The organism is Bradyrhizobium sp. U531 (assembly GCF_051710265.1).
Taxonomy (GTDB): Bacteria; Pseudomonadota; Alphaproteobacteria; order Rhizobiales; family Xanthobacteraceae; genus Bradyrhizobium.
In genome coordinates, this window is the sequence record NZ_JASVEN010000004.1 from 618,982 (window position 1) to 639,688 (window position 20,707).

Here is a 20,707-nt window from a genome sequence, read left to right on the forward strand (position 1 = left end):
TCCTTGCGGCGTTGACCTAGTGGGGTCAATGCTTTCGACGTTTTCGTCAGGACACGAGCTTCAGCCCGACAATGCCGGCCACGATCAGTCCGATGCTGGCAAAGCGAAACGCGGCGGCCGGCTCCCCGAACAGGATGATGCCGAGCGCCGCGGTGCCGACCGCGCCGATGCCGGTCCAGACCGCATAGGCAGTTCCAATGGGCAGCGTCTTCAGAGCGAGGCCGAGCAGGATCACGCTGCCAGCCATGGCCACGAGCGTGAGCACGGACGGAACGAGCTTGGTAAAGCCCTCGGTGTATTTGAGGCCAATTGCCCAGGCGACTTCCAGGAGGCCGGCGACCAACAAAATGCTCCAGGCCATGCCGACCTCCGTTCATGGCGGGGTCGTCCCCGCGGCTGATGTGATGATGAGCGGCAAGGCCGTCCTCGCCTGGGCTCCCGATTCGTTTCGATCAGTCAGGGTCAACTGCTCTCAAGGATGAGCATTCCGACCTCAGTGGCTCGGCGAATTCACATGTTCGACAAAGCAGAAAACCGTCCGCGCCGTTCATGCGACTGGCAATCTTGCCAAAAGTCGCCCCTTCGAAGAGATCCTTGTGTCTGTCGCGGAGAAGGTTGCCCAGAACGTGCCGTCGCTCAAAATCCATGCAGCAGAAAGTAACGTCGCCGTTTGGGAGAAGAACATTCCGATATTGCCGTTCGTCAGGACATGTCAGCGCTCCAACGATTGGCTGTCTTGCTTCAACCATCCTAAGCTCGCCGCTCGCAGGCCTGCTGCGCGGGGGACGCGAGCGAACGAGCGCTTCGTCAGGTATTATGTCGACTAGTTCGGGATGCACCTCGCCCATGACTATGAAGAGCAGTGACGAAATGCCGGCATCAACAAGTTGACGCATCAAATCGACATAGTTGCGCCTGACGAGACCACTGTCCATATGCGTGCCGTCGTCAAAAACGTGCACCAGGAAACCGCGGAACTGCAACGCACGCAAGCGTCTTAGATCCCGCCCATTCATTCCTACGAGGGTTGTGAAAATCCGGATTCCATGGCCGCACGCGTAGGCATGCTCAACCATTTCGGTGCAAGCCGGATTGAGCCAAGGCTCCGAATACCCGGAAAAGCTGATGTCCACAGTTGCTGGTACGCGCGCCAGGCATCGCTTGAAATCTTGCAAAGAAAGATGCTTCACGTCGGATATAGCTCTTTGCCGTTCGGCGAACTTGTCCTGCGGGCAATAAGAACATCCGACGACACAGCCCGTTGTCGTGGTTACCTCCAAGACCCTGCCGCCACTAATTGCAGAGCGCAGCTCCTGTGCAGTCATCGATTGTATATTATCCACGTCCGCGCTCCGCCATTGGGAACAAAGAGATCTTGAGGGGGCACCCTCGCATTGCATCCCTCATGTCGGTTCGCTCATGCATCATCCTCGGTTCGTCGCCCGTCACCGCAACACTTCACCTTCGCAAGCCGCGGCCGCGATAGATGAAGACAGCGCCGACGGCTCACTCACCCTAGCGCCCCCAGTCCAGCAGGATCCGGTGGCTGCCGAGTGCACATGCATCGACGGCATCGATCTAACCTCTCGCTTATTCCAACAAGCATCACTCATGCCATTGCCGGTATTGTCCATAAGCCGACACACCCGCGATAACTGTCTTCGCAATGGCACAACGGAGGCGCAACTGCGATCGAAAGCGTACAATATGACGCTATGTACGATTTAAGCTCTCTCGAAATGAGTTGAATCGCAGCCTTCCTATGAAATGTGAGGCCGTTGCCGCCGCCCCAAGGGCCAAGTCATCATCATCATCGACGTGCATCGGGATCGGCCGCGCGAAGTGCCGACTGGGAATGCACTTTGCCGCAGTCAACAGTGCGAATTCTTTACCACCACTTCATGCACCAAGTCGTGAATCTCAATAGTTGGAAACGCTATACGAGGGAACGGCGTCGTCATGCTCTTCGTATGCTCGGGAGGGCGGCTGGATAAATATCCGGGCGCCAGGGCTACGGTCGGACTTGCGAGGCGTCTTCTCGATGATGGGTCCAGAACAGGAGTGGGGCCGCGCTGGCCTTGCGTACGAATGTTCCGCCCTACGGGCTTCCGACTTTTCTAAACCGCTGGAGCAAGTCGGCGGCGCTAGTAGGGCACGGGCGACTTCACCTATATCTACGGTATCGCGATGAGCAGTTTCACGGTTGGCTCGGGCGCGGTTCGCTCATCGTCTTTCACGGGGGATCAGTTCACCGACAACCTCATTGCGGTGTTCATCGGACAAAACTCGAGTGGCACGCGCAATTTCGCTTCGACTCCGAGCATCCTGCCGACCTTGATGCGCTTCTCGCTCGGTGTCGCGTACAACGACATCCTCAACCGACTTCGATATCCTTGGCTTCGCTTAAAAGCCTCTTTGTCTCGCCCAGTCGCTTGAAGTCAGGTTGAGCTGGTCCCGGTTGTCTGAACAGAATCTGCGCATCGATAAGTGGAGCGCGTCTGCCGGGGGTATGCTGCCAGGCGGAGCGGCAGCGAGGTGAAGTAGGCTTGATCGGGCGTGCTGCCGTCAAGACTCGAATGGGGACGTCTACTGTTATAAAAGTCGAGATATCGGCCGATCGAATTGCGCGCCTCGTTGACGCTATCATAGGCCCGTAGGTACACCTCCTCGTATTTGAGGCTGCGCCATGGCCGCTCGACGAACAGGTTGTCCCGCCATGCGCCCTTGCCGTCCATGCTGATCGCGATGCCGTTGTCGGCGAGCACGCCGGTAAAAGCCTGTCCGGTGAACTGGGAGCCCTGATCCGTATTGAAGACGTCCGGCTTGCCGTGACGAGCCAAGGCATCCTCCAGCGTCTCGACGCAGAAGGCTGCTTCCATGGTGATCGACAGCCGCCACGACAGAACCCGGCGTGTTGCCCAGTCCAGCACCACGGCGAGATAGACGAACCCACTCGCCATCGGGATGTAGGTGATGTCCATCGCCCAGACCTGGTTCGGCCGTGTGATCTCCATGCCGCGCAGCAGATACGGATGGATCTTGTGGCCGGGCTCGGGTTTAGTGGTGCGCGGACGGCGATAGAGCGCCTCTATCCCCATCCGCCGCATCAGCGTCTTGACATGCCGGCGGCCGATCTTGCACCCCTCGGCAGCCAGCAGGCCTCTCAACATTCGCGAACCGGCGAAAGGGAACTCCAGATGCAGCCAGTCGAGACGCCGCATGATCGCGAGATCGGCGTCCGGCACCGGACGCGGCAGGTAATAAACGCTGCCGCGTCTTGGCGTGCAGCGACTTCACGTCGATCGCAGGCGCGGCAGGCGACATGCTCCCAGAGCCGAAGACCCCGGAAGCGCCACCCTCCAACTGCGCCTTCCACGCCGTAATCTGATTGGGGTGGACGTCGAACTGCTCGGCAAGCTGAGCTATCGTCCGGTCGCCCTTGACGGCGGCAAGCGCCACCTTTGCCTTGAACGCCGGTGTGTGGTTCCGGCGCGATCGTCTGTTCATGGTCTCTCCTGTTCACGGCGATTATCGCCGCGTTTCAGGCAGAAACTCCACTTATCGTCTTGTTCAAATTTGCGGAGCCGGCTCTTTTCGCAGACGTCACAGAAATCCAGGCAAATGGCGACCCCCATCAAAGCACCTTCGGTGGCCAGGACACATACACGGTCACCCGCAGTGATGTTTTCCGTTCCCCAACCATCGTGCGCGTAGGGGCGATCTTGTCGTAGATCAGGCGCTCCTCTCCATAGCCGTTGTAGATCCGGGCTCGGTTCACGATCCCATGGTCGGTTGTCTCGTGCCAGGTCCCTGGAATTAGAATTTCGGGAGCTTCCAGCTCGTCCGTAATGTCGCGATCTCGAACGAGCTTGAGGATGTGCTCGCGCAATTCCGGCGAGACGGTTAACTCGGGCCACACAATCGCGATGCAGTTCTCCTTCAGAGCCTGATCGATCTGCTGAGAAATGGTGTCCTCAGCTGACGGTGCGTTAGTGCCAGAGATGATGAAGCGCTTATCGCACTCTGTTGAACAGAGCTCCGGCTGGAGCTCTAGTGCCTTGAACAGGCAAGCGCCCACCTTCCACTCACTCGCATCCGATGCGGTACTATGCAATGTGCGAGTATCCACGACCTGCACCGGGTAGCCCTTTATCACTGAGGGCAGGATCCGATGAAAGAGCAGGCCCCGTTTCGAGTAGGCTTGCAGCCTTCGAGCCGGACGCAATGCGCTCACGCCCTGCCGCGGAATGAACCAGCATCTAAGCTGCTCGACGTGCCACTCACTCGGCTGATCGGCCAATGAGACCGCCGATCAGCAAGCGCGCGATCAAGTTCCCGTATCAGGCCGCCCATTCTTACGGCTGCCAGTTCAGCCGTCTCGTAGGATAGCGACCACGAGAGATGGCCATCTCCTATTGAGCCGGTGAAGCTCTCTCGTGCGTCCTCGATTCGCTTTTCTGTAAGATTTCGGTAGGCCTTGTGCACGCTTCTGGGAGCATTCCGAAACAGCGCGTCGAGCTCAATCAGAGCTTTCCTGAGATCATCCCGACTGGCATTCGTGATTAGCTCCTGTCGTTCGGCAAGCTCCCGCGCCTCTTTCTTCCAGGCATCAAAAAATTCTTCCAGGCATCAAAAACTGACGTTTCGGCTCGGTTGTCCACGCGCCCAGGCAAAATTTTCGTCCCAATCACCACCACCAATATATTCCATCGATAGGCGTGCGCCGACCAATTTGCAATTGGCCCGACCAGTTGCTCACACTTCATCGCCGGTGCCGAGCCGCCACAACCGAGCCGCTTTCGCAGAAGTGTACGGCCGCAGTGAAAACCTGCGCAAAATCCTGCGGGGACAACGAAAAGCTGCATTGTTGTCACGATGCTATTGACGAACCCATGCGGACTGTTTTTCAATGTGCACGGGAGATCCGCGGTGCTCAGGCACGCGGACGGGGGCGTTCATATGGGGATATTCAGCCGAGCCGCGGCTGGCATTGGCATCTGCCTTGCCGTGAGCGGGTGCACCAGCCTGTATCATATTCATGACCCGCAGACAGGTGTGATCACGGCGGGTGAGCTGCCGTACTTTCTCAAGTCGATCAGGTGTGAGGTCGTGACTTTCTACCAGCTCGAACGCGAGAGGCGAAAGGAATACCTGAAGATCTACAAGAGGCGGCCTGAAGAGGCGTTCGATAGGTACGCTCATTTTGACATCGACCCCTTCCTGTACGGCACATTCTTTCTGGAGTTGAAGGTGACCGATACCGGCGGGCTCGGATCCGGTACGGCATCCGACTACAAAAGGATTCTGAGCGTGAGCAGTAATGACGTGACCCATGTGGGCCCCACTGCTTCAGCCCAGGATACCTATGACCTGATCTGGTCATTTCTGATGAAGCAGAACGCCCAGCTAGCTTCCAATACGGCGCCGGCGCCGGCGGATCCAGCAAGGTATGAGCGTGGCTGCTATCGAGGAGCGCCTGCGGACTTGATCGAACTCGAGGGCCTCGCCGAGCATAAATATCCGGAGCGCGCCGCCTACAAGCGTATCATTGTCGATGCATCCAAGCCGCTCGCAGCTTGGTTACGGGACAACGCGATCCTCATAGCCGCCAACAATCTCACGCCGGCCATGCCTTCGGAGAGCGCGGAGCCGGCGCAAATGACGTACACGTTTTCAGTCCAGGTTACTGGCGGCGTCGAGGCAAAATACTCTCTCACTTCTTCGCGCTGGACGCCTGCCTCAGTCCAGGCCTCGGCCTCCGCTCAGCAGTTCAGTAATCTCGGAATCTACATCAACGGTCCGAATGCCGTCCTTGCTAACGGAGCCAAATCCGGGTCCGCCGGCTATGCGGACAAAACGCCGCCGCTTGGATCAAAGGACAATCCAATTTACACGGCACCCTCGCCGGGAGGAGAAAAGTCGCAGGAATTCCAAGGAGGAGCCGGGTCCACCGGGCGCCGTACGGGCGCTGGGCCTCGGACAAATGGTTTCATTGTGGCGCCAGTTCCTGTGTTCCCGCCGACCCCTACACCGACGCAGTAGGAAAATGTTTCGCCTGTGGCTGCCCAGATTCGTTCTGTTGCTCGTTCTCTTGTTCTGCTGGGCGGCGAACGCTCAACTTGCGCTTCCTTCGGGCGTCTCCGAAATGGAATTGTACGGCACGGTCATCCGCGGCTCGAAATGGGACATCAAAGAGATACCGGTCTGCTGGGAAAACCTGCAGCCGAAGGATCAAAAGTATGCCGATCTTGTTCGAAAAGCGGTTGCGGAAACGTGGGAGACTGCGGCGCAAGGTGGCGTGTGGTTTGCGAAGACTTGGCCGTCCTGTACGGGCGGCGCGCCAGGTGTGCACGTGCGGGTCGCTGATGACGCCCACACCGACATCATCGGAAAGTATCTCGACGGCAAGCCATCGGGCATGACTCTCAATTTCAGTTTCGATCATTGGAGCAAAGGCTGTCGCCATAGACGCGCGTTCTGCATCCGTGCGGTTGCAGTCCACGAGTTCGGACATGCTCTTGGTTTCACGCATGAACAGAACCGCGACGATGCGCCGGAGCAGTGCCGCAACGAGAAAGCTTCTGGCTCGGTCGGCGATTATAAAGTCACCAAGTACGACCCCAATTCCATAATGAACTATTGTAATCCAGCATGGAACGGAAACGGACAGCTCAGCCCTCTCGATATCGCCGCTGTCAGGACATTCTATCCGTCCTGACACTCGGTCTTTTGGTATCCATGAGCGCTCCCGCGCAGGCGGATCGCGCGGCAGTGCAAATTGCAGCGCGTTACAACGTCAGGACGGTTCACGTCCAGTTCGTTGGCGTGATGTACAACGACAAGCAGGAAGTCGGCGGCGGCTCCGGGCTGCTCATCGGCGACAGCCTCGTGCTGACCAACAGTCATGTGATCGGACGCGAGGGGAACTATAAGAGCTTCGAAGTCAATGCCCGTCTCGGGTCGCGCAATGCGAACCCGATCAAGGTCACTGCGGTTCATCGCGACGATGCCAGAGACTTGGCTCTTCTCGAGCTGTCGCAGCCCGCCGGAAACAGCGGAGGCGCCTCTCGTTGTCCGATGCCCGTGATCGATGACAACCAGCAAGCCCCGATGGGGACTCAGCTTTATCTGCTCGGTTATCCGCTCGATCTGGATCTGAGCATATCGAGCGGTCTGATAAGCAACCAGACTAGCCCGAACGGTCGCTGGCAAACGAACACGATCATGAACGTCGGCAACAGCGGCGGCCCCGCATTCAACGAGTTCGGCGCCCTGCTGGGGATCGCAGTTGGCGGCATCGTCAAGTGGAACGAGGCGGATGTTGTTGGCGTCAACTTCATCATTCCCGCCACCGTGATTGCTGCAAGCCCTCTGTACAGCATGATCGCGGCCATTCCAAAGCCTTCTGTTTGCTGGACCAAGTGGGTCGAGACAACGATCTCTTTTGAGAACTGGACGAAACTGAATTCCACGCATGTGCAGACGCAAGCCAATGCCGGTGTGAAGATCCCCGAAATCCTCTCCGGAGCGATCCATACGCTTCTGCCCGAAGACCGCCGCCTCATCGTGAACATCCCGGTGTCGCAGCTCGTCGACCCGAAGCTGATCGAGCGGGCGTATACGGTAGACAAAACCAAGGACGATCACCCGGTCGTATTTGCGGAGCATTCGGCGGACTATGCCGAGATTTTCCCGGCTGAGCCCGGCTACCGCATCACAGGGTGCACGTGGCACGTTGAGACCGCCAATGGTGCCAGCAATATCGGTTGCGCGATCAACGGCGGCGGGGCGGAGGTTCGCTTCACCTACAGGCTTACCAGCGGACCTGCTGTCGACAGGTATCGCGGATGGCTGGGCGCTACGGTCAACGTTTCCCAAACCCTTGCAAAGTAGGTAGCTGATCGATGGTCATGCTCGTCTTGCCAATTCGAGGTTCGAACCGGTTGCATCGGCTCGGCCAGGCCTTCCAGCAGCTTCGAACAGTGCTCATTGTCTTGTTTTGCGCGCTCGCGACCGGTTGCGCCCACCAGGGTCCGGCCTCGCAGCAGGCCAACCGGCATATACAGAAGGCGCCCCAGAAACATGAGAGCGCGTTCAAAAAATACGGCTATCGCTATGGCCCCGGGTACTACCACCATGTCCGGCACTATCATGCCTACCGCCCTTTGCGGCAGACAACCGGTGAGGCGAGCGAGGAAGCGCCTCCCGACAAACGCAGCACCGGAGCCGAGGTGGTGGTCAATAGACCGGTGATTAAGGGGTTGGTACCCGTCTACTTCGCCACCAATCGCGTGGTGACGGGTGGGTCCGGTCTGGAATTGACCCAGATCTCCTATAGTCGTGCGGCCACCAACACATTTGGCCGCGTGACGGTTAGCATTCCCATCGTTCACAAGATGGGAGAAGTCGAAACGCCGAAGACAAGCTGGTTCGGGATGCGCAAGGAGGCGGAGGCCGATGGAAAGCATTTCCGAATCCAGAAGCTCGATCGTCTTTCCCGTGAGGAGTTTGCTTCCGCTATCGCAAATCCGGCCGACAGCCTGATGCTCTTTGTGCACGGCTACAACGTTGCCTTTTCCGACGCAGCCTTCAAGGCGGCTCAAATTGCTTTCGACGCGAACTACAAAGGCCGTGTCATGATGTACTCCTGGCCGTCCAAGGGCGGAGTGAAGGACTATGACTACGATCGGGAGAGTGCTTTGTACGCTCCGGATGGCTTGTTCGATCTCCTCCAGCTCATTAAATCGGCGGGCAAAGTCTCACGGATTATCGTGATTGCCCATAGTCTGGGCAGCGAGGTTGTTTTGGGCGCCTTGCAGCAAGCCGCGCTGAGCCAGACGGCGCTCGGGATTACTGAATTGATTTTTGCGGCCCCGGACGTGGATCGCGACATTTATCTTCAGCGCGCGAGCCAAATCAAGGCAGCGGCGGGCGCGGTGACGTTATACGCGTCCTCGACGGATCTCGCGTTGCTCGCCTCCATGGAGAAAGCGCAATCCACGTCGCGAATGGGGTTCGTAACCAAGAGCGGGCCAACTCTCGTGCCCGGTATGGAAACGGTCGATGTTTCTGCTGTGGGAAGCGAAATGTTTGCTCTAAATCACAGTACGTACTCAACCAGCCGCGCGGTTCTCGATGACATAGGCCGGATCATCTCGTCTTCGACGCATCTTAAACCCCCGCAGCGGACCCCGACCCTGCGATCGATGCCCGACGATTCGAATACGACTTATTGGATGTATCCATATTAAGAATCGCTCTTCGGCTGTTTGCAGAGTTGTGGGCCACAAACCTGGCAGATGTGTGCGCGTTCAACGCGAAAAATAGAACGCACGGAGGCGAAAACTGATCGATTGAGGGCGGATGTGGTTTCTCAATCAGCGGGTCCCAGGTTCGAGTCTGGTGCGCCCATCAAAATAACGGGCGGCAGTTACTGGCGCGCCATTGGCTCGAGTCACGTCTGAGTTCGGCGTGTCGAATAATTTGCCTTGCGGAAAGCGGCAACCAAACTCGTAGGTCTCTTTTCCGATATGTGCCAAAACTGGATCGGCTGCTCCAGCTAGAGATTTTCGCCAAGACCGCCGAGCTCGGCAGCCTGTCCAAGGGCTGCGGACATTCGGCGGATGTCGAACGCGGCCGCGAGCCGACACCTGAGCGGACTTGAGGAGCGGTTCGCGGTGCGGCTGATCGAGCGCAACATGCGCCGGCAATGGCTGACCGAGGCAGGGCAGGATTTGTTGCAGCGTTGCAGCCCGCTCCTGAACGACGCCAAAGCCGAGGATGGCGTGAGGGACCGCACGCCGTCGCCCAAGCGCATGCTGCGCGTTACGAGTTCGCTGTCGTTTGCGATGATCTACATGGCGCCGATGCTGCCCGCATTTCGCAAGCTCTACCCTAAGCTCGACGTCCAGATCATCGCGGCCAACCGCTGTCCCGATTTCATCGAGCCCCGGGTCTCCCTCCGGCGAGGGCCGCCTTGTTGAATTAGTCCTATTGGCGCGTAGCAGTCCTTATGGACAGCCATAAGCCAGTACTCAGCTTGGGAAGCTGGACGGTATCGAGCTAAATCAATCTCTTACGCGCAAAACTGCCCTTAACTGCCATGAGCGGCATCAATGGGTTGCGGCCACAAAACAAAACGATGATGGGCCACCCGACCCCTACAAAATGCGAAGCCCCGCCATCCTGGCAGATGGCGAGGCCAAATCTTCGCAGAGCAGTTCCACGATCAACAATTCTACATCTGCTGCTGATCTCCCGCAAGCAGCGGTCGAAACGCTGGGTGTCGAGGCTTCTGGCCTCTATGCTCAATTCGCATCATGCGAGAGTGCGAAACAGCTAGACGCCAACCCCCGGCTGATCTGGGAGCGGTATGGCGCCGGCAAGCTCTCCGACCGCGAAGCATCGCACCCTGCCGCCTGCATCGAGGGCCGCAGGCCGCACCGACGGTTCTCCGCGGCGAAGCCAGTCGGTGCTGGCGGTCAACGGCGCCTAAGCCGGTTCTTGCCCCGACGCCCGCAGCGGTCTCCGGATCGCAAGGCATGGCGCGAGCGACGGAGAATGCTCGGTGGCTCCAGCGCGCTGCCGGAGAACCTGCGGCACCACTTCACCGAGGGGCAGCGGTCCGTCTTGTGCATTCTCGCGGGCGAGATCAAGCGCCATGGCTTCTGCGACCTCCCGATCGACAAGCTTGCCGCATTGGCAGGTGTTTGTCGCACCACTGTGCAGACCGCCTTCCACGAAGCGCGACGGCTAGGATTAATCCGGATTTCAGAGCGACCGCGACCAGGCCGAAAGAACCTTCCGAATATTGTCGAGATCGTCTCCCGCGAGTGGCGGACTGGATCCAGCGCGCCGGCATCAGCCAGCCGGATAGGGTCCAAACCGGTGAAAACGGGGGGCCCCACGAAGAGCACAGATCAAGAAAGGAAGCTGCTCGGCGATGAACTGAGCGTTCGGCAAGGCCATCCTGCGCCGAGAATGGCGACGTCGCCGCATTGATGCCAAAAACAATGTGCGGTTTGTCTCCTATCCGCTCGGTGGGGCGGTGGCAACACAGCCAAGCAGGTTATAGGCTTCGTGGCGCTTGTTGCGGTGGCGGCGTTCGCCGGTCGATTGGGCCTCGCAATTGGCGGCTCGCGGCCGGTCAGTGCCGTACGGACTGTCAATTTTCAGTTCAAGGATTTTTACGTGTCGGCAGCTAACCTTATCGTCGCCTCTGATGGCGCGCATCTCGTCTCGGACGGGCTTGTCTGGAACACAGCAGATCAAGCAATCACTGCGATTTGCAACAAGGCTGTCCTGTTGCCCCAGTTCAAAGCAGCCGCAACGGTCCGCGCTGAGCAATTTGTTGTTTTCCAGGCCGTGTCGCTCGCTTTGTCGACGATGGCGGCTAGCGGCTTTGACGACTTCAAGCAGGCAATCGGTCCCACGCTTATGGAGCTGAATACCAGGATGGCCGCAATGGGTGCTGCGAGTCCACTTGAAGTTTCGGTCGCAGGAATCTCAGAACAGCACGGCCCGGCCGGTTTCCGGATGACGACGCTGCAGGCCGGCGGCGAGCACCTCGAACCATGGCGCGTGATCGATTTTCCGCGGGGCTTCAACCCATGTCCGTGCAACAGCGAGGCGGACGAGCGAGAGATCCGTGCGGCAATAGAGAAGGCGCCGGCAACGCTGGAAGCGCACGCAATTGCGGCGCTGAAAACACAGCGTGACATCGCTAGCCGAGACTACGCTGAGGGCCGGACGCCATGTTGGGTGGGCGGCTTCGCTCAGATCACTACCATTTCGGCAGAGACTATTGCCACGCGCATCATCCATCGTTGGAACGATGATATTGTCCCGGCGAAGTTGGCAGCGTGAAGCTCGCCCGCAGGGGCCGAGCCGAGGGAGTGCGCGCGTCCAGACGATTGCCTTGCTTTTGTCTGAGTTCCGGTACTAGTTTTCGTTTCTGCAAAATGGAGAAGTTGAAGTGGCCATGGGGACTGTGAAGTGGTTCAACCCGACGAAGGGTTACGGGTTTATTCAACCTGACAGCGGCGGCAAGGACGTCTTCGTCCATATCTCAGCGGTTGAGAAGGCTGGTTACACCTCCTTGGCAGAGGGAGCTAAGGTTAGCTTCGATGTCGTGAACAACCGCGGAAAAGACTCGGCGGAAAATCTGCGAGTCGGGTGAGGCGCCCGAGATCCGGTCCAGCGCGGACTTAAAGCGTTTCGGCAGGCAAGGAGCGCGAGTGCTCAATGTACTCCGCTGGCCGTGCCTTTTGAGATCGCACGCGTCACAGCCTCAAGACGGGCTGCGATGCCGCTCATCCGGCGTGCCGTATCTTGAAGCGCAGCTACATCGGTCCGCCCCGTGCCGGTCGCGAGACTGAGGTCCTTCTGCAGGTGCTCGAATTCTGCCTTGCACCGGTCCAACTCCGCGAGAAGCATTGCGAATTCGTCCATTAGCGTTCTCTCTAGTCAAGATGGACGGGTACCGGACGAACCCTTACCGCTCGTAGGTCCGGCCGCCAGTGCTAATGCCATAAAGTGTCGCTGAGTAAGGAAGCCGAGCCAGAATTGTCGCGTTCTTCGCTATCGCTCCTGCTGTGATGCCGCGGCACAGCAGCGTAACACCTCCGCTGTTTCGTGCGCAGAACGCGTCTGGGCTATCGATGAATGCCAGCCCTTTTGCGCTGGTCCAGGGTTTGCGCATCAAAATGACCGTGCGGCCTTCCGGAAGGGCGCCGATCGGTTGAATGACAAAGATCGATATGAATTGTGCGCCGATGATCAGCGCGACGATCGCAGCCAGAACACATAGCCATGCTTTCATGATGTCGCCCCAAAATGCGTCAACAAGCTCATTTGCTCGGCTTCATTGAGCTCGACTTAGATGTCGTCCAGCGGCAGGTCACTGCGATCCGATTCCGTGCGGCTGTGACATCATTCAAGAGGAAAGTGCCGTCGCTGAATCTGCCTTGAAAGCCAGTTGCTCTGATGAACAGCTTGCCTTGGTCCGGGAGCAAATTCATAAAGTCTCGAGCGCCGGGAATAAAAATCGCCCTTCCGTTCGTGCTGCCGACACCAGCCACACTTGCGGGTGAATCTCCGTTGATCCGGATTAGAAGGTCGTAGCGGTTTGCGGTGCCAGAAATAACGAGATCGGGCGGGATAAAGACGGCCTCCGATTTGTTCTCCCAGCATCTGAGGATCAGCAACGATTCACCGGCTTCGCCCTGGAGCATTGCGACGAGCTGATCGCTGTCATCGATCGGGGATTTGCTCTCTCGGAACGTCCACTTACCTCTGACCGGAGTGGGCTCGGTGCTTGAGTCTTCATCCTCGCCTTTTTTCCCGATGGCATCGAAGCACTTCAATCTGTCTGCGTCGCCCGGGATCTTCTTGCAGACGGCGAATGCCAACAGTTCGAACTGAGCTTCAGCCGTCGGCGCCGAACTAGCCAATAGCAAGAGTGCCATCACGCCGGCTGCAATTATCGACCTCATTCTGATTCCCCCATCACCGGCCCGAATTCAATCGCAACCAGAGCGCGAACGCAAGCCGCAGTGCGTCGGCTTGACCCGGGGCTCAAATCGAGGGATTCCCTTCCTCCACAAATCGCGTATGGTCATGTGATGGCACAGAACAGATCTCACGCTGTCATGGCGCAGCGTACCGAAGCCTCAGATAGTCGGGACGATTTTCCGACCCCGCCGTGGGCAACGCGGGCGCTCCTTGCTCATGTGCTGAAAGACTTCGGGCCCTTTAACCAGCAGTCTGTTTTGGAGCCCGCGTGCGGAGTTGGCTACATGGCGCGACCGTTGGCTGAAAGCTTCGGGCAGGTATTAGCCTCGGACATTCATGCCTATGGGTTCGGGGCGGTGCGGGACTATTTAGCGGTCCCATATGAAGCGAACGCAGTAGATTGGGTCATAACAAATCCACCGTTTCGGCTTGCGGAGGAGTTCGTCCTGCGGTCGCTAATCGTGGCAAGGAAGGGGGTAGCGATCCTTGCAAGGACGGTATTCATCGAGAGCGTCGGCCGCTATCGTAATCTCTTTGTCCAACATCCGCCCTGCAGATTTGCGCAATTCTCGGAACGCGTGCCGATGATTAAGGGCAGAGTGGACCGGTTGGCTTCCACCGCAACCGGCTACGCATGGCTTGTCTGGTCGAAAGAAATGCAGGCTGAAAATCCGGCGCTCGTCTGGATCCCACCTTGCCGCAAGGCTCTTGAGCGCGACAGCGACTATTCTGATCGATCGTAGCGATCCAGACCGTCTTTCAGGCTCTGGAGAGCGGAAGCATTATCGCTCGCCTCAAGTGCTTTTATTGCCTTTTCGACAAAGGCGTGCAGGCGGCGCCCCTTGATGCCGGGTGGACCTTTAGGTGGCAATTCGGCAGCTGGCGCCGCTTCGTTCGTGCCGAACTTTCCTTGAGATGCCTCGACAATGCGCGCTTGGTTTTCTCCGAACCAAGCTGCTACGTCGTGTTGATTATCTCCGCGGGCCAACATCCCGATCGCGATTTTTGCATCGTGGATTGTCATTGCCATGAGTAGTTCCCCCCAGCCTTTCCTTGAGCTAAGCGCAACCAGGGCGATAGCGCAAGAGGCAGCGCAACAATATGAGCTTGGCGGTGTGGCCGTGAGGGTGCAGTCTAGTCCCCTACCGGGTGGCGGGAGGTATAAGTGTCATTCAAGGTTATCGACGGCGACGGGCCGGGCAGGGAAGAGAGCGATCGTAAGCAGGATCAGCAGTTTTCCCGCGACGAATTTTCGTGGGCGATCCGAGATTGTGCTGCCAACATGCTTCGTATCATCCGGGGCGCAGGAAAGCCTTACGAGCTCATGAGACAGATGCAGATGGCGCTCAGTACTTCTGCAAAGTTTTAGGAGGTCCACGGCTATTGGCCGCAGGAGGTCATTGTGAATGATCTCCGGATCGAGGACGAGGCCGCGAATGGTTTAGCAAAGCTCGAGAAGGCGTCCTCGATCAAGACTCAGTCGATCGTTGGCACGAAGACGGTACTTTCGATAGGATGGCAGCTGAACACACAATGTTTTGCGGAGCGCTGCAGCTCATAGCGTCCGAAATGATCGGACAAAGCACGCAGAAGGCTGCCGGCAGCCGCGAATTTCACGACGGACTTCGCGAATACCAACAGGTGCGCGAGCACAGCTTGAAAAGCGCCGTGGGGAGGAGAAGGCGCGTCGGTCATCTAAGAGACCCAAGGTCAAAAAGAAAATCGTTCTGTAGAAAGGATCTGAGATCCATGCCAGCCTACCTCGTCCGCCTAATAAAGAATCAGGATATCGTCGGTTTCTTCTCCGCCGCCGACTTAGAGGAGCTCGCCGAGGCGGTCGACGAGTGCACCGACGTTCCTTATTGCGAATACCTGGAGCTGCCCTCAGGCGGCATCATGTGGACAAGTCCGGCCACCGCCCTTCCGCTGAAACGCGGCAATGAGGATGAGGGGAAAGAAGCTGAGCAGATCCCTTGGGTATCTGCAGAGTTGTCTGAAGGCTGGTGGGATGGGGTTTACGGCTATCGTGAGGAGGACTGGATAGCTTTTGATCCACACTTCACCGAGCAGCCGGATCCGCCGTTTGTGGGTCGACAAATGGGACCTGGGAATGTGATCCCTTTGAAGGGTCGAAAGCGCGGACAATCTTAGAAGCCGAACTCTCGCTCTCGCTTTTCTAGCACCTTCAGCAACTCCAGCATAGCAACCGGCCATCTACCAGCCGCCAGCTGTCGATTGATCTCGACGATTGCTTTTCCCTTGTCGGACATGCTTCGTACCTTACCACGCTGAGCTGACGAAATATCAGCCCGAACTGGTTAAGAGCACCAGCAGGTTAGCGAGCTATGAACTAGCGGGCTGCCATCACCCACTGATGGATAAAACCTTCGCGCTGATCAGGTTTATTCCAGTCGACGATCTCCGAAGCATGCATGCGAGCGATCGCCAAAGCCTCATCGATTCTCGCCTTGGGTCCCTTTGCCCGGTATGCGAAAACTCGCTGCTCTGCCTGTATTTCCTGCTGCGCGACGTCGAGTGTTATAACCCCCTCGAAGAGTGCCGGAGGGGGCGGTCCATCCTCGATCAAGTCGAGGTTGACCAGTTCATAGCCGCGCATCACACTATTGCGGAGCGCCAAATCAGCTCGAATGCTGGGCGGCTCGGTATGGGCCATTCCGGAGCGATCTTATGCTCAGAGATGGCTCCAACGTCGCCGATAGCGGCGAGCACCTTCTCGTTGCGGAAAACTTTCGAACTTCCGTCGCCAAGCGTGACGGGCCTTTTGCTCTTACAATCGCCGAGCGCGGTGCAACAACGAACGTTGCCAACAGCATGTCTATTTGGGATTGGTAGCTCTCGGGCCTTTCGTCATTGACGGTAAACGATCCGAGATCCCCAAGGCTGAATGCTCCAACGCTTGAGAGCGCGCTGTGTCGCTCCCGAGACGAGAGGGCAACACTACCCAACCGGCTTAGAATTCCCACCGCGCTTTCAAGATCAGTGTCGGTGATCTCTGGAAACAGCATACGGGCTCGGGTGAGAACTTTCCCCAGGCGAACGTCTATCTCGCCATCTCGAAATACGACCACACCCAAGTTGACACTCTCGCCGCGCGCGTTATCCGGGACGAGGCGGAGAACGGCAAAGTCAAATGTATGTGCCATTTTTCAAGCCCTGCAAAAGCAACTTAGCCCGCGCGTCACGACCACCATCTCGCCATCAGACAACGATTCCGTCTCGGTCGGCTGGTGACAGCCAATCCAGCGGTATCGAGGTTAATATGGCCTCAATTTCGGCGACCGGTAGCTTTGCCAGACGATCAACTGTTTCCGCGGCAGATGCCACGTCTTGTCTGAATGGGGCAACGACAGTCTTAAACCACACTCGCGTGGCAGAGTTGAGAAGAATTAGCGGGTCAAGGCCCGGGATCGCGCGTCCTTGGCCGGTGCGGCCGTGTTGGCACGTGTCCTATGTGCCTATGTTGGCACGGAGAGCCACTCCGGCAACAAGAATTGGGGTGTGACGATCCTGGGCAAGCCGCTTGCGGAGACCGTCGCTCGCCTCGCATAAAGCACTGCCCGCCGGTGACGAACCGGCGGCACTTCCCAATAAGGGAGAACCGATGACCCTGCCGGCAACGATTGATGAAGAACAGGCAGTCCAACACGTCGTGGACTGGCTTGCGTGGGCTCGATCGAACAAGGTCGACATTTTCGACGTGAGCATCGGCTTCGCGAGTGAAGGCGGCGGACGGCGCTTTGCGAAAGAGCAAATGAAGCGTTTCGCAGCGGCTCACGTCGATCACCGCCTTGTAATGATGACGGCCGCCATGGAGGGCGATGGGCTCGCCCAGGACGCTTTGCTGGAGCTCTGGCGAGAGATGGAAAGCAGGCGAGCTGCTGACGAAGCACGCCGCTCAGATTTCGATTGCGCCCCCGCGCCGCAAAAGCCGGTGATAGCCAGCAGACCTATCTCTTCCGCGATATCGCCATTGTCGCCCTTGTGGACGCGCTCTGTAAACCGCCCTTCAACCTTAAGTCGACACGTGGGGCGGCGGTGCGAGCCAAGGGAGGTCCTGCCAGCGCCTGCTCCATCGTTGCAGGCCAATTTGGGCTTGGCGAGGACTCGGTCTGGAAGCGCCTTAAGTCCCATCTCTAACTGTAGGTAAAAGTTCGCCCCCGAAGAATTCCTATGACTGCCCGCGCCTCCGCAGGCATGTTCCGAGCAAATGCAGCGGAAAGGGACTTTTGATGCCTCGCGCCCCGAGCACATTCAGAAAGAACGACGTCAAGCGAGCGATCGTGGCGGCAACGGCGGCCGGCATGCAGATCGGCTCCGTCATGATCGACAAGAGCGGAAGGATCGTCATACAGCCGGCCGGCACGGCGTCAGGCCTAGATGATCTCGACAAACAGCTAGCGGAGTTCGAGGCGCGACATGGTGCGGGTTGATCTCAAGGTCGCGAGGGCCGTCATCGAACTGATGGCGCATGACCTCCTGCTCCAGCGCGTTCAGCGTGTTATCGACGAGGCAAAGCTGGCTCGCCTGAATGCCTAGGCGCTCGGTCCATTTCACGAGCCGCCGCGTCGGTAAGCATGAAGGTTGGGCAAGCGGGATCGCCGCAGCAGAAAGGCCGGATTTCGCCAGAGGAAAGTAGCGCCTTGAACCGGCGTCGGAGCTGATCCAGTTCACGGACCGTTAGTTCCAGGGCGCTGCGGATGCCGGCATCGCGGATGTGGTGAAGCGAGGGAAGTCGGTGGATTCGGCACCCTCTCGCGTTTGCCATATCCCCGTGCTGAGCACCCGGATTGTGTCGTCGATGGCCTGTTGGAATGCGCGGAGATTGCTCTCTTGTTGAAACGGCATCCGAAACGCCGGTTGATCGAAGGCGCGGACGAACATCGACAGGGCCTAGTCGTCATCGACGTCCTGCAACTTATCGACGAAACTGCGCAGCTCGACCTCGCTATCAGGAAATGGAACGCCCTCGACTAGGCGCCGTAGGAGAAATTCGGCTCGAAGCCGCAGATGCTCCTCGAACTCCGCGCCGGACCAGATCACCAGCCCAGTTTCGCGGCTGCCGAGCGAACCTCGTCGCGACGCTGGGCCGAGATACAGCTGCGGCATACAACTTGAAAGCGTCAGGTTTGCCCGTCGCGGCGTTGACCGCTGCCGTCATATCCTTCTCAGCCTTCGCTTGGGTCAGGCTGCCTCGATTGACGCATTGAATCGCTGTGCGCTCGCCCGGTTGGTCGTCGAACGGACGTGCACCGATGATGTCGCGCCCTTGGTCGCTTCCCGTCTGGCCGAACCAAGCAAGATCAGTCCAGCCGTCGCAAAGGTGGTAGGCGAACACAAGGCGCTCGAACTCGCTGCCGCCGAAATCCTTGAAATGAATCGGCCGGACCGTTCGAGCTATCGTCACCTGCCTGCCTCCTGGCCTCCAAAGCTACGGAGCGGGTTGATGATCTGAACGCCCTCGAAGTCCTTTTCATTGTCGGTCACGACAACGCAGTCGTTAGCTTCGGCTACGGCGGCAATGATTGTGTCTAGGACGCTTCGCGAACGGCCTTTGGCTTTGCCATTGACCATCAGCCGCGCCCAGACGAGGCCAGCTTTCTCGTCGAACGATAGGACGCGGCCGGCGAACAGGGCTTGCGGGCCTTCGGGGCCGGCGAACCAAGTTTCAAGGCTGCTCCGCTTCTTGCCCTTCGGCTTCTCCAAGATACCTCGACAGATTTCGGCGACGGTAAGCGAAGCAATGAAGAGGTCGTTGTCCTTCTGCGCGCCCATCCAAGCCAGCAGCGAGCCCGACGGCTCCGGCTTTATGACGTTGCTGATGATATTTGTGTCAAGGAGATAGCGGGTCACAGATCGACCTTACGTCCCTCTTCTCGCGGCCGGCCGAGGTCGAGATCCGCGCCAACCAGAGGTGAGCGACGCAAAGCGGCGAGAATCCCGCCCGCTTTCGCAGGCTCGCCCGCCACTGCCTGCTGTATGGTGCGGCGAAGCTGCCCGGCTTCCGGACCTTCCTCCGTCAATTTCCGGGCAAGGGATCGGAGTAGATCGCGGTCGGCGTCGAGCGCCTGGATCTCGAACCGCGCGATGCCGCGCTCAGTCAGACGAGACCGATAATTCTCGAGGGCTCTCTTCTGCGCACTGTTGCTCATCGCCTGCCTCCGTGCTATATCCAGATATATAGCCACGTTTCCCTTGGAGTGCAAGGCTGGTGGAATTGTTATCGGTGCCGGCAAAGACGGCCTCTCCAAGGTGCTGGGGAGTGCCATCATAGCAAGACGTCCCCCTTTCAAGGGAGGCGATCACAAAATATGATCGCTACGACGACCCGTGCCTCGCCGCTACGCTGCCACCCTCCACATTCGCTCCGTTTCCATTCAAGTCATTGATTTACAAGATCTTTCTATCTTGCCAACGCGCTATCAGTTGGCATCATTGTCACGAAGCGGAGTGTTCCGCACGAGGACAAGGACGCGATCGTGGCGCGACCGAGACGTACAACAGCCGAAAAGCTTCGTGTGGTCGCCGATGCGTCCCACGAACCGCCTGTGCTTGCGTCATCGAAGCCCGATCCACGCCTCGGCCAATCTGGTCCGACTGCTGGCGCCACAGGCCGCGCGGGACTTCGTTCAAGCCGAAGCAGACAGCCGGACGCGAGACCGCCTCTCGGAGTAAGGAGGTCGCCTCATGAAGGTCGCGCTCTATGCCCGCTACTCGTCGGACAATCAACGAGACGCCTCGATGGAGGATCAGTTGCGGCTCTGCCGCCTGCATGCCGAGAAGCAAGGCTGGACTGTCGTTGACAGCTGTACCGACCGGGCGATCTCCGGCGCGTCGCTCTTGCGCCCCGGTATTAAGAGCTGATCGGTGACCAGCTGCGCAATGTAGTCGTGAGCCGCTTCGAACGCCATCTTGCGGATGATCCACTGTCCGTCATGATTGTAGACCTGATCGATTCCGCTTGGTTTTTGCCCAACACACAGCCGCTGAATTTCGTTGTCGTAGCCACAGCGTGACATGATGGTGCGCAAGCTGCGCCTTAAGTCATGCATGGTGAACTTGGCGACGCTCGCTTCCTTGACCAGTCGGTCGACCATCTTGGTGAAGCCGGACATCTGGCCGCCTGTTTTCGGTGACGGGAAGACATAGTCGGACGTTGCGCGCTGGAAATGTTTCG

At 58.4% G+C, this 20,707-nt stretch carries 24 protein-coding genes and 3 pseudogenes; 12 read left to right on the forward strand and 15 right to left on the reverse strand.

Going from position 1 to position 20,707, the window contains the following annotated elements:
- Positions 1–46: 46 nt before the first annotated feature.
- Complete coding sequence (gene sugE / locus QRQ56_RS22405; protein WP_007600067.1) at positions 47–361, reverse strand: quaternary ammonium compound efflux SMR transporter SugE; 315 nt, start codon at positions 359–361, stop codon at positions 47–49.
- Between the two features lie 91 nt (positions 362–452).
- Positions 453–1,325 (reverse strand): radical SAM/SPASM domain-containing protein, encoded by an 873-nt coding sequence (locus tag QRQ56_RS22410; RefSeq protein ID WP_245329445.1) that lies wholly within the window; start codon positions 1,323–1,325, stop codon positions 453–455.
- An 862-nt stretch (positions 1,326–2,187) separates the two neighbouring features.
- On the opposite strand from QRQ56_RS22410, the gene QRQ56_RS22415 reads away from it, so the two are divergent.
- Entirely contained in the window at positions 2,188–2,436 is a 249-nt protein-coding gene (locus tag QRQ56_RS22415; protein WP_317245378.1) for a hypothetical protein, read from the forward strand.
- Positions 2,437–2,510: 74 nt separating this feature from the next.
- Here the strand turns inward: QRQ56_RS22415 and QRQ56_RS22420 are convergent.
- A pseudogene (locus tag QRQ56_RS22420) lies at positions 2,511–3,507 on the reverse strand (IS3 family transposase); the annotation flags it as partial.
- A gap of 127 nt (positions 3,508–3,634) precedes the next feature.
- Positions 3,635–4,300, reverse strand: a complete 666-nt coding sequence (locus tag QRQ56_RS22425) for a hypothetical protein (RefSeq protein WP_438742991.1) — start codon at positions 4,298–4,300, stop codon at positions 3,635–3,637.
- A 659-nt stretch (positions 4,301–4,959) separates the two neighbouring features.
- Here QRQ56_RS22425 and QRQ56_RS22430 point away from each other — a divergent pair.
- The 7 genes from QRQ56_RS22430 (at position 4,960) to QRQ56_RS22460 (ending at position 12,178) form a co-directional block, all read left to right on the forward strand.
- Positions 4,960–6,042 (forward strand): hypothetical protein, encoded by a 1,083-nt coding sequence (locus tag QRQ56_RS22430; protein WP_438742992.1) that lies wholly within the window; start codon positions 4,960–4,962, stop codon positions 6,040–6,042.
- A 4-nt stretch (positions 6,043–6,046) separates the two neighbouring features.
- Positions 6,047–6,718, forward strand: coding sequence for a M12 family metallopeptidase (locus QRQ56_RS22435; protein WP_438742993.1), 672 nt, complete (start codon positions 6,047–6,049; stop codon positions 6,716–6,718).
- Between the two features lie 20 nt (positions 6,719–6,738).
- Positions 6,739–7,893, forward strand: a complete 1,155-nt coding sequence (locus QRQ56_RS22440; RefSeq protein WP_317245374.1) for a S1 family peptidase — start codon at positions 6,739–6,741, stop codon at positions 7,891–7,893.
- An 11-nt stretch (positions 7,894–7,904) separates the two neighbouring features.
- Positions 7,905–9,251 carry an alpha/beta hydrolase gene (locus QRQ56_RS22445; RefSeq protein ID WP_438742994.1) on the forward strand — a complete coding sequence of 449 codons (1,347 nt, stop codon included), beginning with the start codon at positions 7,905–7,907 and terminating at the stop codon, positions 9,249–9,251.
- A gap of 372 nt (positions 9,252–9,623) precedes the next feature.
- Positions 9,624–9,983 carry a LysR family transcriptional regulator gene (locus QRQ56_RS22450; RefSeq protein ID WP_317245372.1) on the forward strand — a complete coding sequence of 120 codons (360 nt, stop codon included), beginning with the start codon at positions 9,624–9,626 and terminating at the stop codon, positions 9,981–9,983.
- Between the two features lie 1,096 nt (positions 9,984–11,079).
- Positions 11,080–11,865, forward strand: coding sequence for a hypothetical protein (locus tag QRQ56_RS22455; RefSeq protein WP_438742995.1), 786 nt, complete (start codon positions 11,080–11,082; stop codon positions 11,863–11,865).
- 109 nt (positions 11,866–11,974) lie between these two features.
- Entirely contained in the window at positions 11,975–12,178 is a 204-nt protein-coding gene (locus tag QRQ56_RS22460; protein ID WP_317245370.1) for a cold-shock protein, read from the forward strand.
- Between the two features lie 62 nt (positions 12,179–12,240).
- Here QRQ56_RS22460 and QRQ56_RS22465 read toward each other — a convergent pair whose 3' ends face one another.
- From QRQ56_RS22465 to QRQ56_RS22475, 3 genes are read right to left on the reverse strand one after another with little or no spacing between them, the layout of a single operon-like run.
- Positions 12,241–12,450 carry a hypothetical protein gene (locus QRQ56_RS22465; RefSeq protein WP_317245369.1) on the reverse strand — a complete coding sequence of 70 codons (210 nt, stop codon included), beginning with the start codon at positions 12,448–12,450 and terminating at the stop codon, positions 12,241–12,243.
- 43 nt (positions 12,451–12,493) lie between these two features.
- Positions 12,494–12,820: a hypothetical protein gene (locus QRQ56_RS22470; protein ID WP_438742996.1), complete on the reverse strand. Its 327-nt coding sequence runs from the start codon at positions 12,818–12,820 to the stop codon at positions 12,494–12,496.
- A gap of 28 nt (positions 12,821–12,848) precedes the next feature.
- Entirely contained in the window at positions 12,849–13,493 is a 645-nt protein-coding gene (locus QRQ56_RS22475) for a hypothetical protein (RefSeq protein ID WP_438742997.1), read from the reverse strand.
- A 156-nt stretch (positions 13,494–13,649) separates the two neighbouring features.
- On the opposite strand from QRQ56_RS22475, the gene QRQ56_RS22480 reads away from it, so the two are divergent.
- Entirely contained in the window at positions 13,650–14,255 is a 606-nt protein-coding gene (locus tag QRQ56_RS22480; protein WP_317245367.1) for an SAM-dependent methyltransferase, read from the forward strand.
- Here QRQ56_RS22480 and QRQ56_RS22485 read toward each other — a convergent pair.
- Positions 14,237–14,542: a hypothetical protein gene (locus QRQ56_RS22485; RefSeq protein ID WP_317245366.1), complete on the reverse strand. Its 306-nt coding sequence runs from the start codon at positions 14,540–14,542 to the stop codon at positions 14,237–14,239. The genes QRQ56_RS22480 and QRQ56_RS22485 overlap by 19 nt on opposite strands.
- Positions 14,543–14,677: 135 nt before the next feature.
- Between QRQ56_RS22485 and QRQ56_RS22490 the strand changes: the two genes are divergently transcribed.
- Positions 14,678–14,881: a hypothetical protein gene (locus QRQ56_RS22490; RefSeq protein WP_438742998.1), complete on the forward strand. Its 204-nt coding sequence runs from the start codon at positions 14,678–14,680 to the stop codon at positions 14,879–14,881.
- Between the two features lie 107 nt (positions 14,882–14,988).
- Here QRQ56_RS22490 and QRQ56_RS22495 read toward each other — a convergent pair whose 3' ends face one another.
- A complete protein-coding gene (locus QRQ56_RS22495) occupies positions 14,989–15,207 on the reverse strand; it encodes a hypothetical protein (RefSeq protein WP_438742999.1) in 219 nt (72 codons plus the stop codon).
- Between the two features lie 54 nt (positions 15,208–15,261).
- On the opposite strand from QRQ56_RS22495, the gene QRQ56_RS22500 reads away from it, so the two are divergent.
- Entirely contained in the window at positions 15,262–15,663 is a 402-nt protein-coding gene (locus QRQ56_RS22500; RefSeq protein ID WP_438743000.1) for a hypothetical protein, read from the forward strand.
- A gap of 199 nt (positions 15,664–15,862) precedes the next feature.
- Here QRQ56_RS22500 and QRQ56_RS22505 read toward each other — a convergent pair whose 3' ends face one another.
- The 5 genes from QRQ56_RS22505 to QRQ56_RS22525 form a co-directional block, all read right to left on the reverse strand.
- Complete coding sequence (locus tag QRQ56_RS22505; RefSeq protein WP_438743001.1) at positions 15,863–16,186, reverse strand: hypothetical protein; 324 nt, start codon at positions 16,184–16,186, stop codon at positions 15,863–15,865.
- Positions 16,152–16,676 carry a DUF3037 domain-containing protein gene (locus tag QRQ56_RS22510; RefSeq protein ID WP_438743002.1) on the reverse strand — a complete coding sequence of 175 codons (525 nt, stop codon included), beginning with the start codon at positions 16,674–16,676 and terminating at the stop codon, positions 16,152–16,154. Before QRQ56_RS22510 ends, QRQ56_RS22505 begins: the two co-directional genes overlap by 35 nt.
- A gap of 1,805 nt (positions 16,677–18,481) precedes the next feature.
- Positions 18,482–18,937, reverse strand: coding sequence for a hypothetical protein (locus tag QRQ56_RS22515; RefSeq protein WP_438743003.1), 456 nt, complete (start codon positions 18,935–18,937; stop codon positions 18,482–18,484).
- Positions 18,934–19,383: a type II toxin-antitoxin system VapC family toxin gene (locus QRQ56_RS22520; protein WP_317245360.1), complete on the reverse strand. Its 450-nt coding sequence runs from the start codon at positions 19,381–19,383 to the stop codon at positions 18,934–18,936. Before QRQ56_RS22520 ends, QRQ56_RS22515 begins: the two co-directional genes overlap by 4 nt.
- Positions 19,380–19,682 (reverse strand): hypothetical protein, encoded by a 303-nt coding sequence (locus QRQ56_RS22525; RefSeq protein WP_317245359.1) that lies wholly within the window; start codon positions 19,680–19,682, stop codon positions 19,380–19,382. The genes QRQ56_RS22520 and QRQ56_RS22525 overlap by 4 nt, the downstream gene beginning before the upstream one ends.
- 535 nt (positions 19,683–20,217) lie before the next feature.
- Here QRQ56_RS22525 and QRQ56_RS22530 point away from each other — a divergent pair.
- Positions 20,218–20,328, forward strand: a pseudogene (locus tag QRQ56_RS22530) (hypothetical protein); the annotation flags it as partial.
- Here QRQ56_RS22530 and QRQ56_RS22535 read toward each other — a convergent pair.
- Positions 20,280–20,707: pseudogene (locus tag QRQ56_RS22535) on the reverse strand (hypothetical protein); the annotation flags it as partial. The pseudogenes QRQ56_RS22530 and QRQ56_RS22535 overlap by 49 nt on opposite strands.

Bases quoted from the DNA above. Each gene is read 5' to 3' on its own strand.
- sugE (WP_007600067.1), bottom strand. From the start codon at position 361: ATGGCCTGGAGCATTTTGTTGGTCGCCGGCCTCCTGGAAGTCGCCTGG.
- QRQ56_RS22410 (WP_245329445.1), bottom strand. From the start codon at position 1,325: ATGACTGCACAGGAGCTGCGCTCTGCAATTAGTGGCGGCAGGGTCTTG.
- QRQ56_RS22415 (WP_317245378.1), top strand. From the start codon at position 2,188: ATGAGCAGTTTCACGGTTGGCTCGGGCGCGGTTCGCTCATCGTCTTTC.
- QRQ56_RS22430 (WP_438742992.1), top strand. From the start codon at position 4,960: ATGGGGATATTCAGCCGAGCCGCGGCTGGCATTGGCATCTGCCTTGCC.
- QRQ56_RS22435 (WP_438742993.1), top strand. From the start codon at position 6,047: ATGTTTCGCCTGTGGCTGCCCAGATTCGTTCTGTTGCTCGTTCTCTTG.
- QRQ56_RS22440 (WP_317245374.1), top strand. From the start codon at position 6,739: ATGAGCGCTCCCGCGCAGGCGGATCGCGCGGCAGTGCAAATTGCAGCG.
- QRQ56_RS22445 (WP_438742994.1), top strand. From the start codon at position 7,905: ATGGTCATGCTCGTCTTGCCAATTCGAGGTTCGAACCGGTTGCATCGG.
- QRQ56_RS22450 (WP_317245372.1), top strand. From the start codon at position 9,624: ATGTCGAACGCGGCCGCGAGCCGACACCTGAGCGGACTTGAGGAGCGG.
- QRQ56_RS22465 (WP_317245369.1), bottom strand. From the start codon at position 12,450: ATGGACGAATTCGCAATGCTTCTCGCGGAGTTGGACCGGTGCAAGGCA.
- QRQ56_RS22470 (WP_438742996.1), bottom strand. From the start codon at position 12,820: ATGAAAGCATGGCTATGTGTTCTGGCTGCGATCGTCGCGCTGATCATC.
- QRQ56_RS22475 (WP_438742997.1), bottom strand. From the start codon at position 13,493: ATGAGGTCGATAATTGCAGCCGGCGTGATGGCACTCTTGCTATTGGCT.
- QRQ56_RS22480 (WP_317245367.1), top strand. From the start codon at position 13,650: ATGGCGCAGCGTACCGAAGCCTCAGATAGTCGGGACGATTTTCCGACC.
- QRQ56_RS22485 (WP_317245366.1), bottom strand. From the start codon at position 14,542: ATGGCAATGACAATCCACGATGCAAAAATCGCGATCGGGATGTTGGCC.
- QRQ56_RS22495 (WP_438742999.1), bottom strand. From the start codon at position 15,207: ATGACCGACGCGCCTTCTCCTCCCCACGGCGCTTTTCAAGCTGTGCTC.
- QRQ56_RS22500 (WP_438743000.1), top strand. From the start codon at position 15,262: ATGCCAGCCTACCTCGTCCGCCTAATAAAGAATCAGGATATCGTCGGT.
- QRQ56_RS22505 (WP_438743001.1), bottom strand. From the start codon at position 16,186: ATGGCCCATACCGAGCCGCCCAGCATTCGAGCTGATTTGGCGCTCCGC.
- QRQ56_RS22510 (WP_438743002.1), bottom strand. From the start codon at position 16,676: ATGGCACATACATTTGACTTTGCCGTTCTCCGCCTCGTCCCGGATAAC.
- QRQ56_RS22525 (WP_317245359.1), bottom strand. From the start codon at position 19,682: ATGAGCAACAGTGCGCAGAAGAGAGCCCTCGAGAATTATCGGTCTCGT.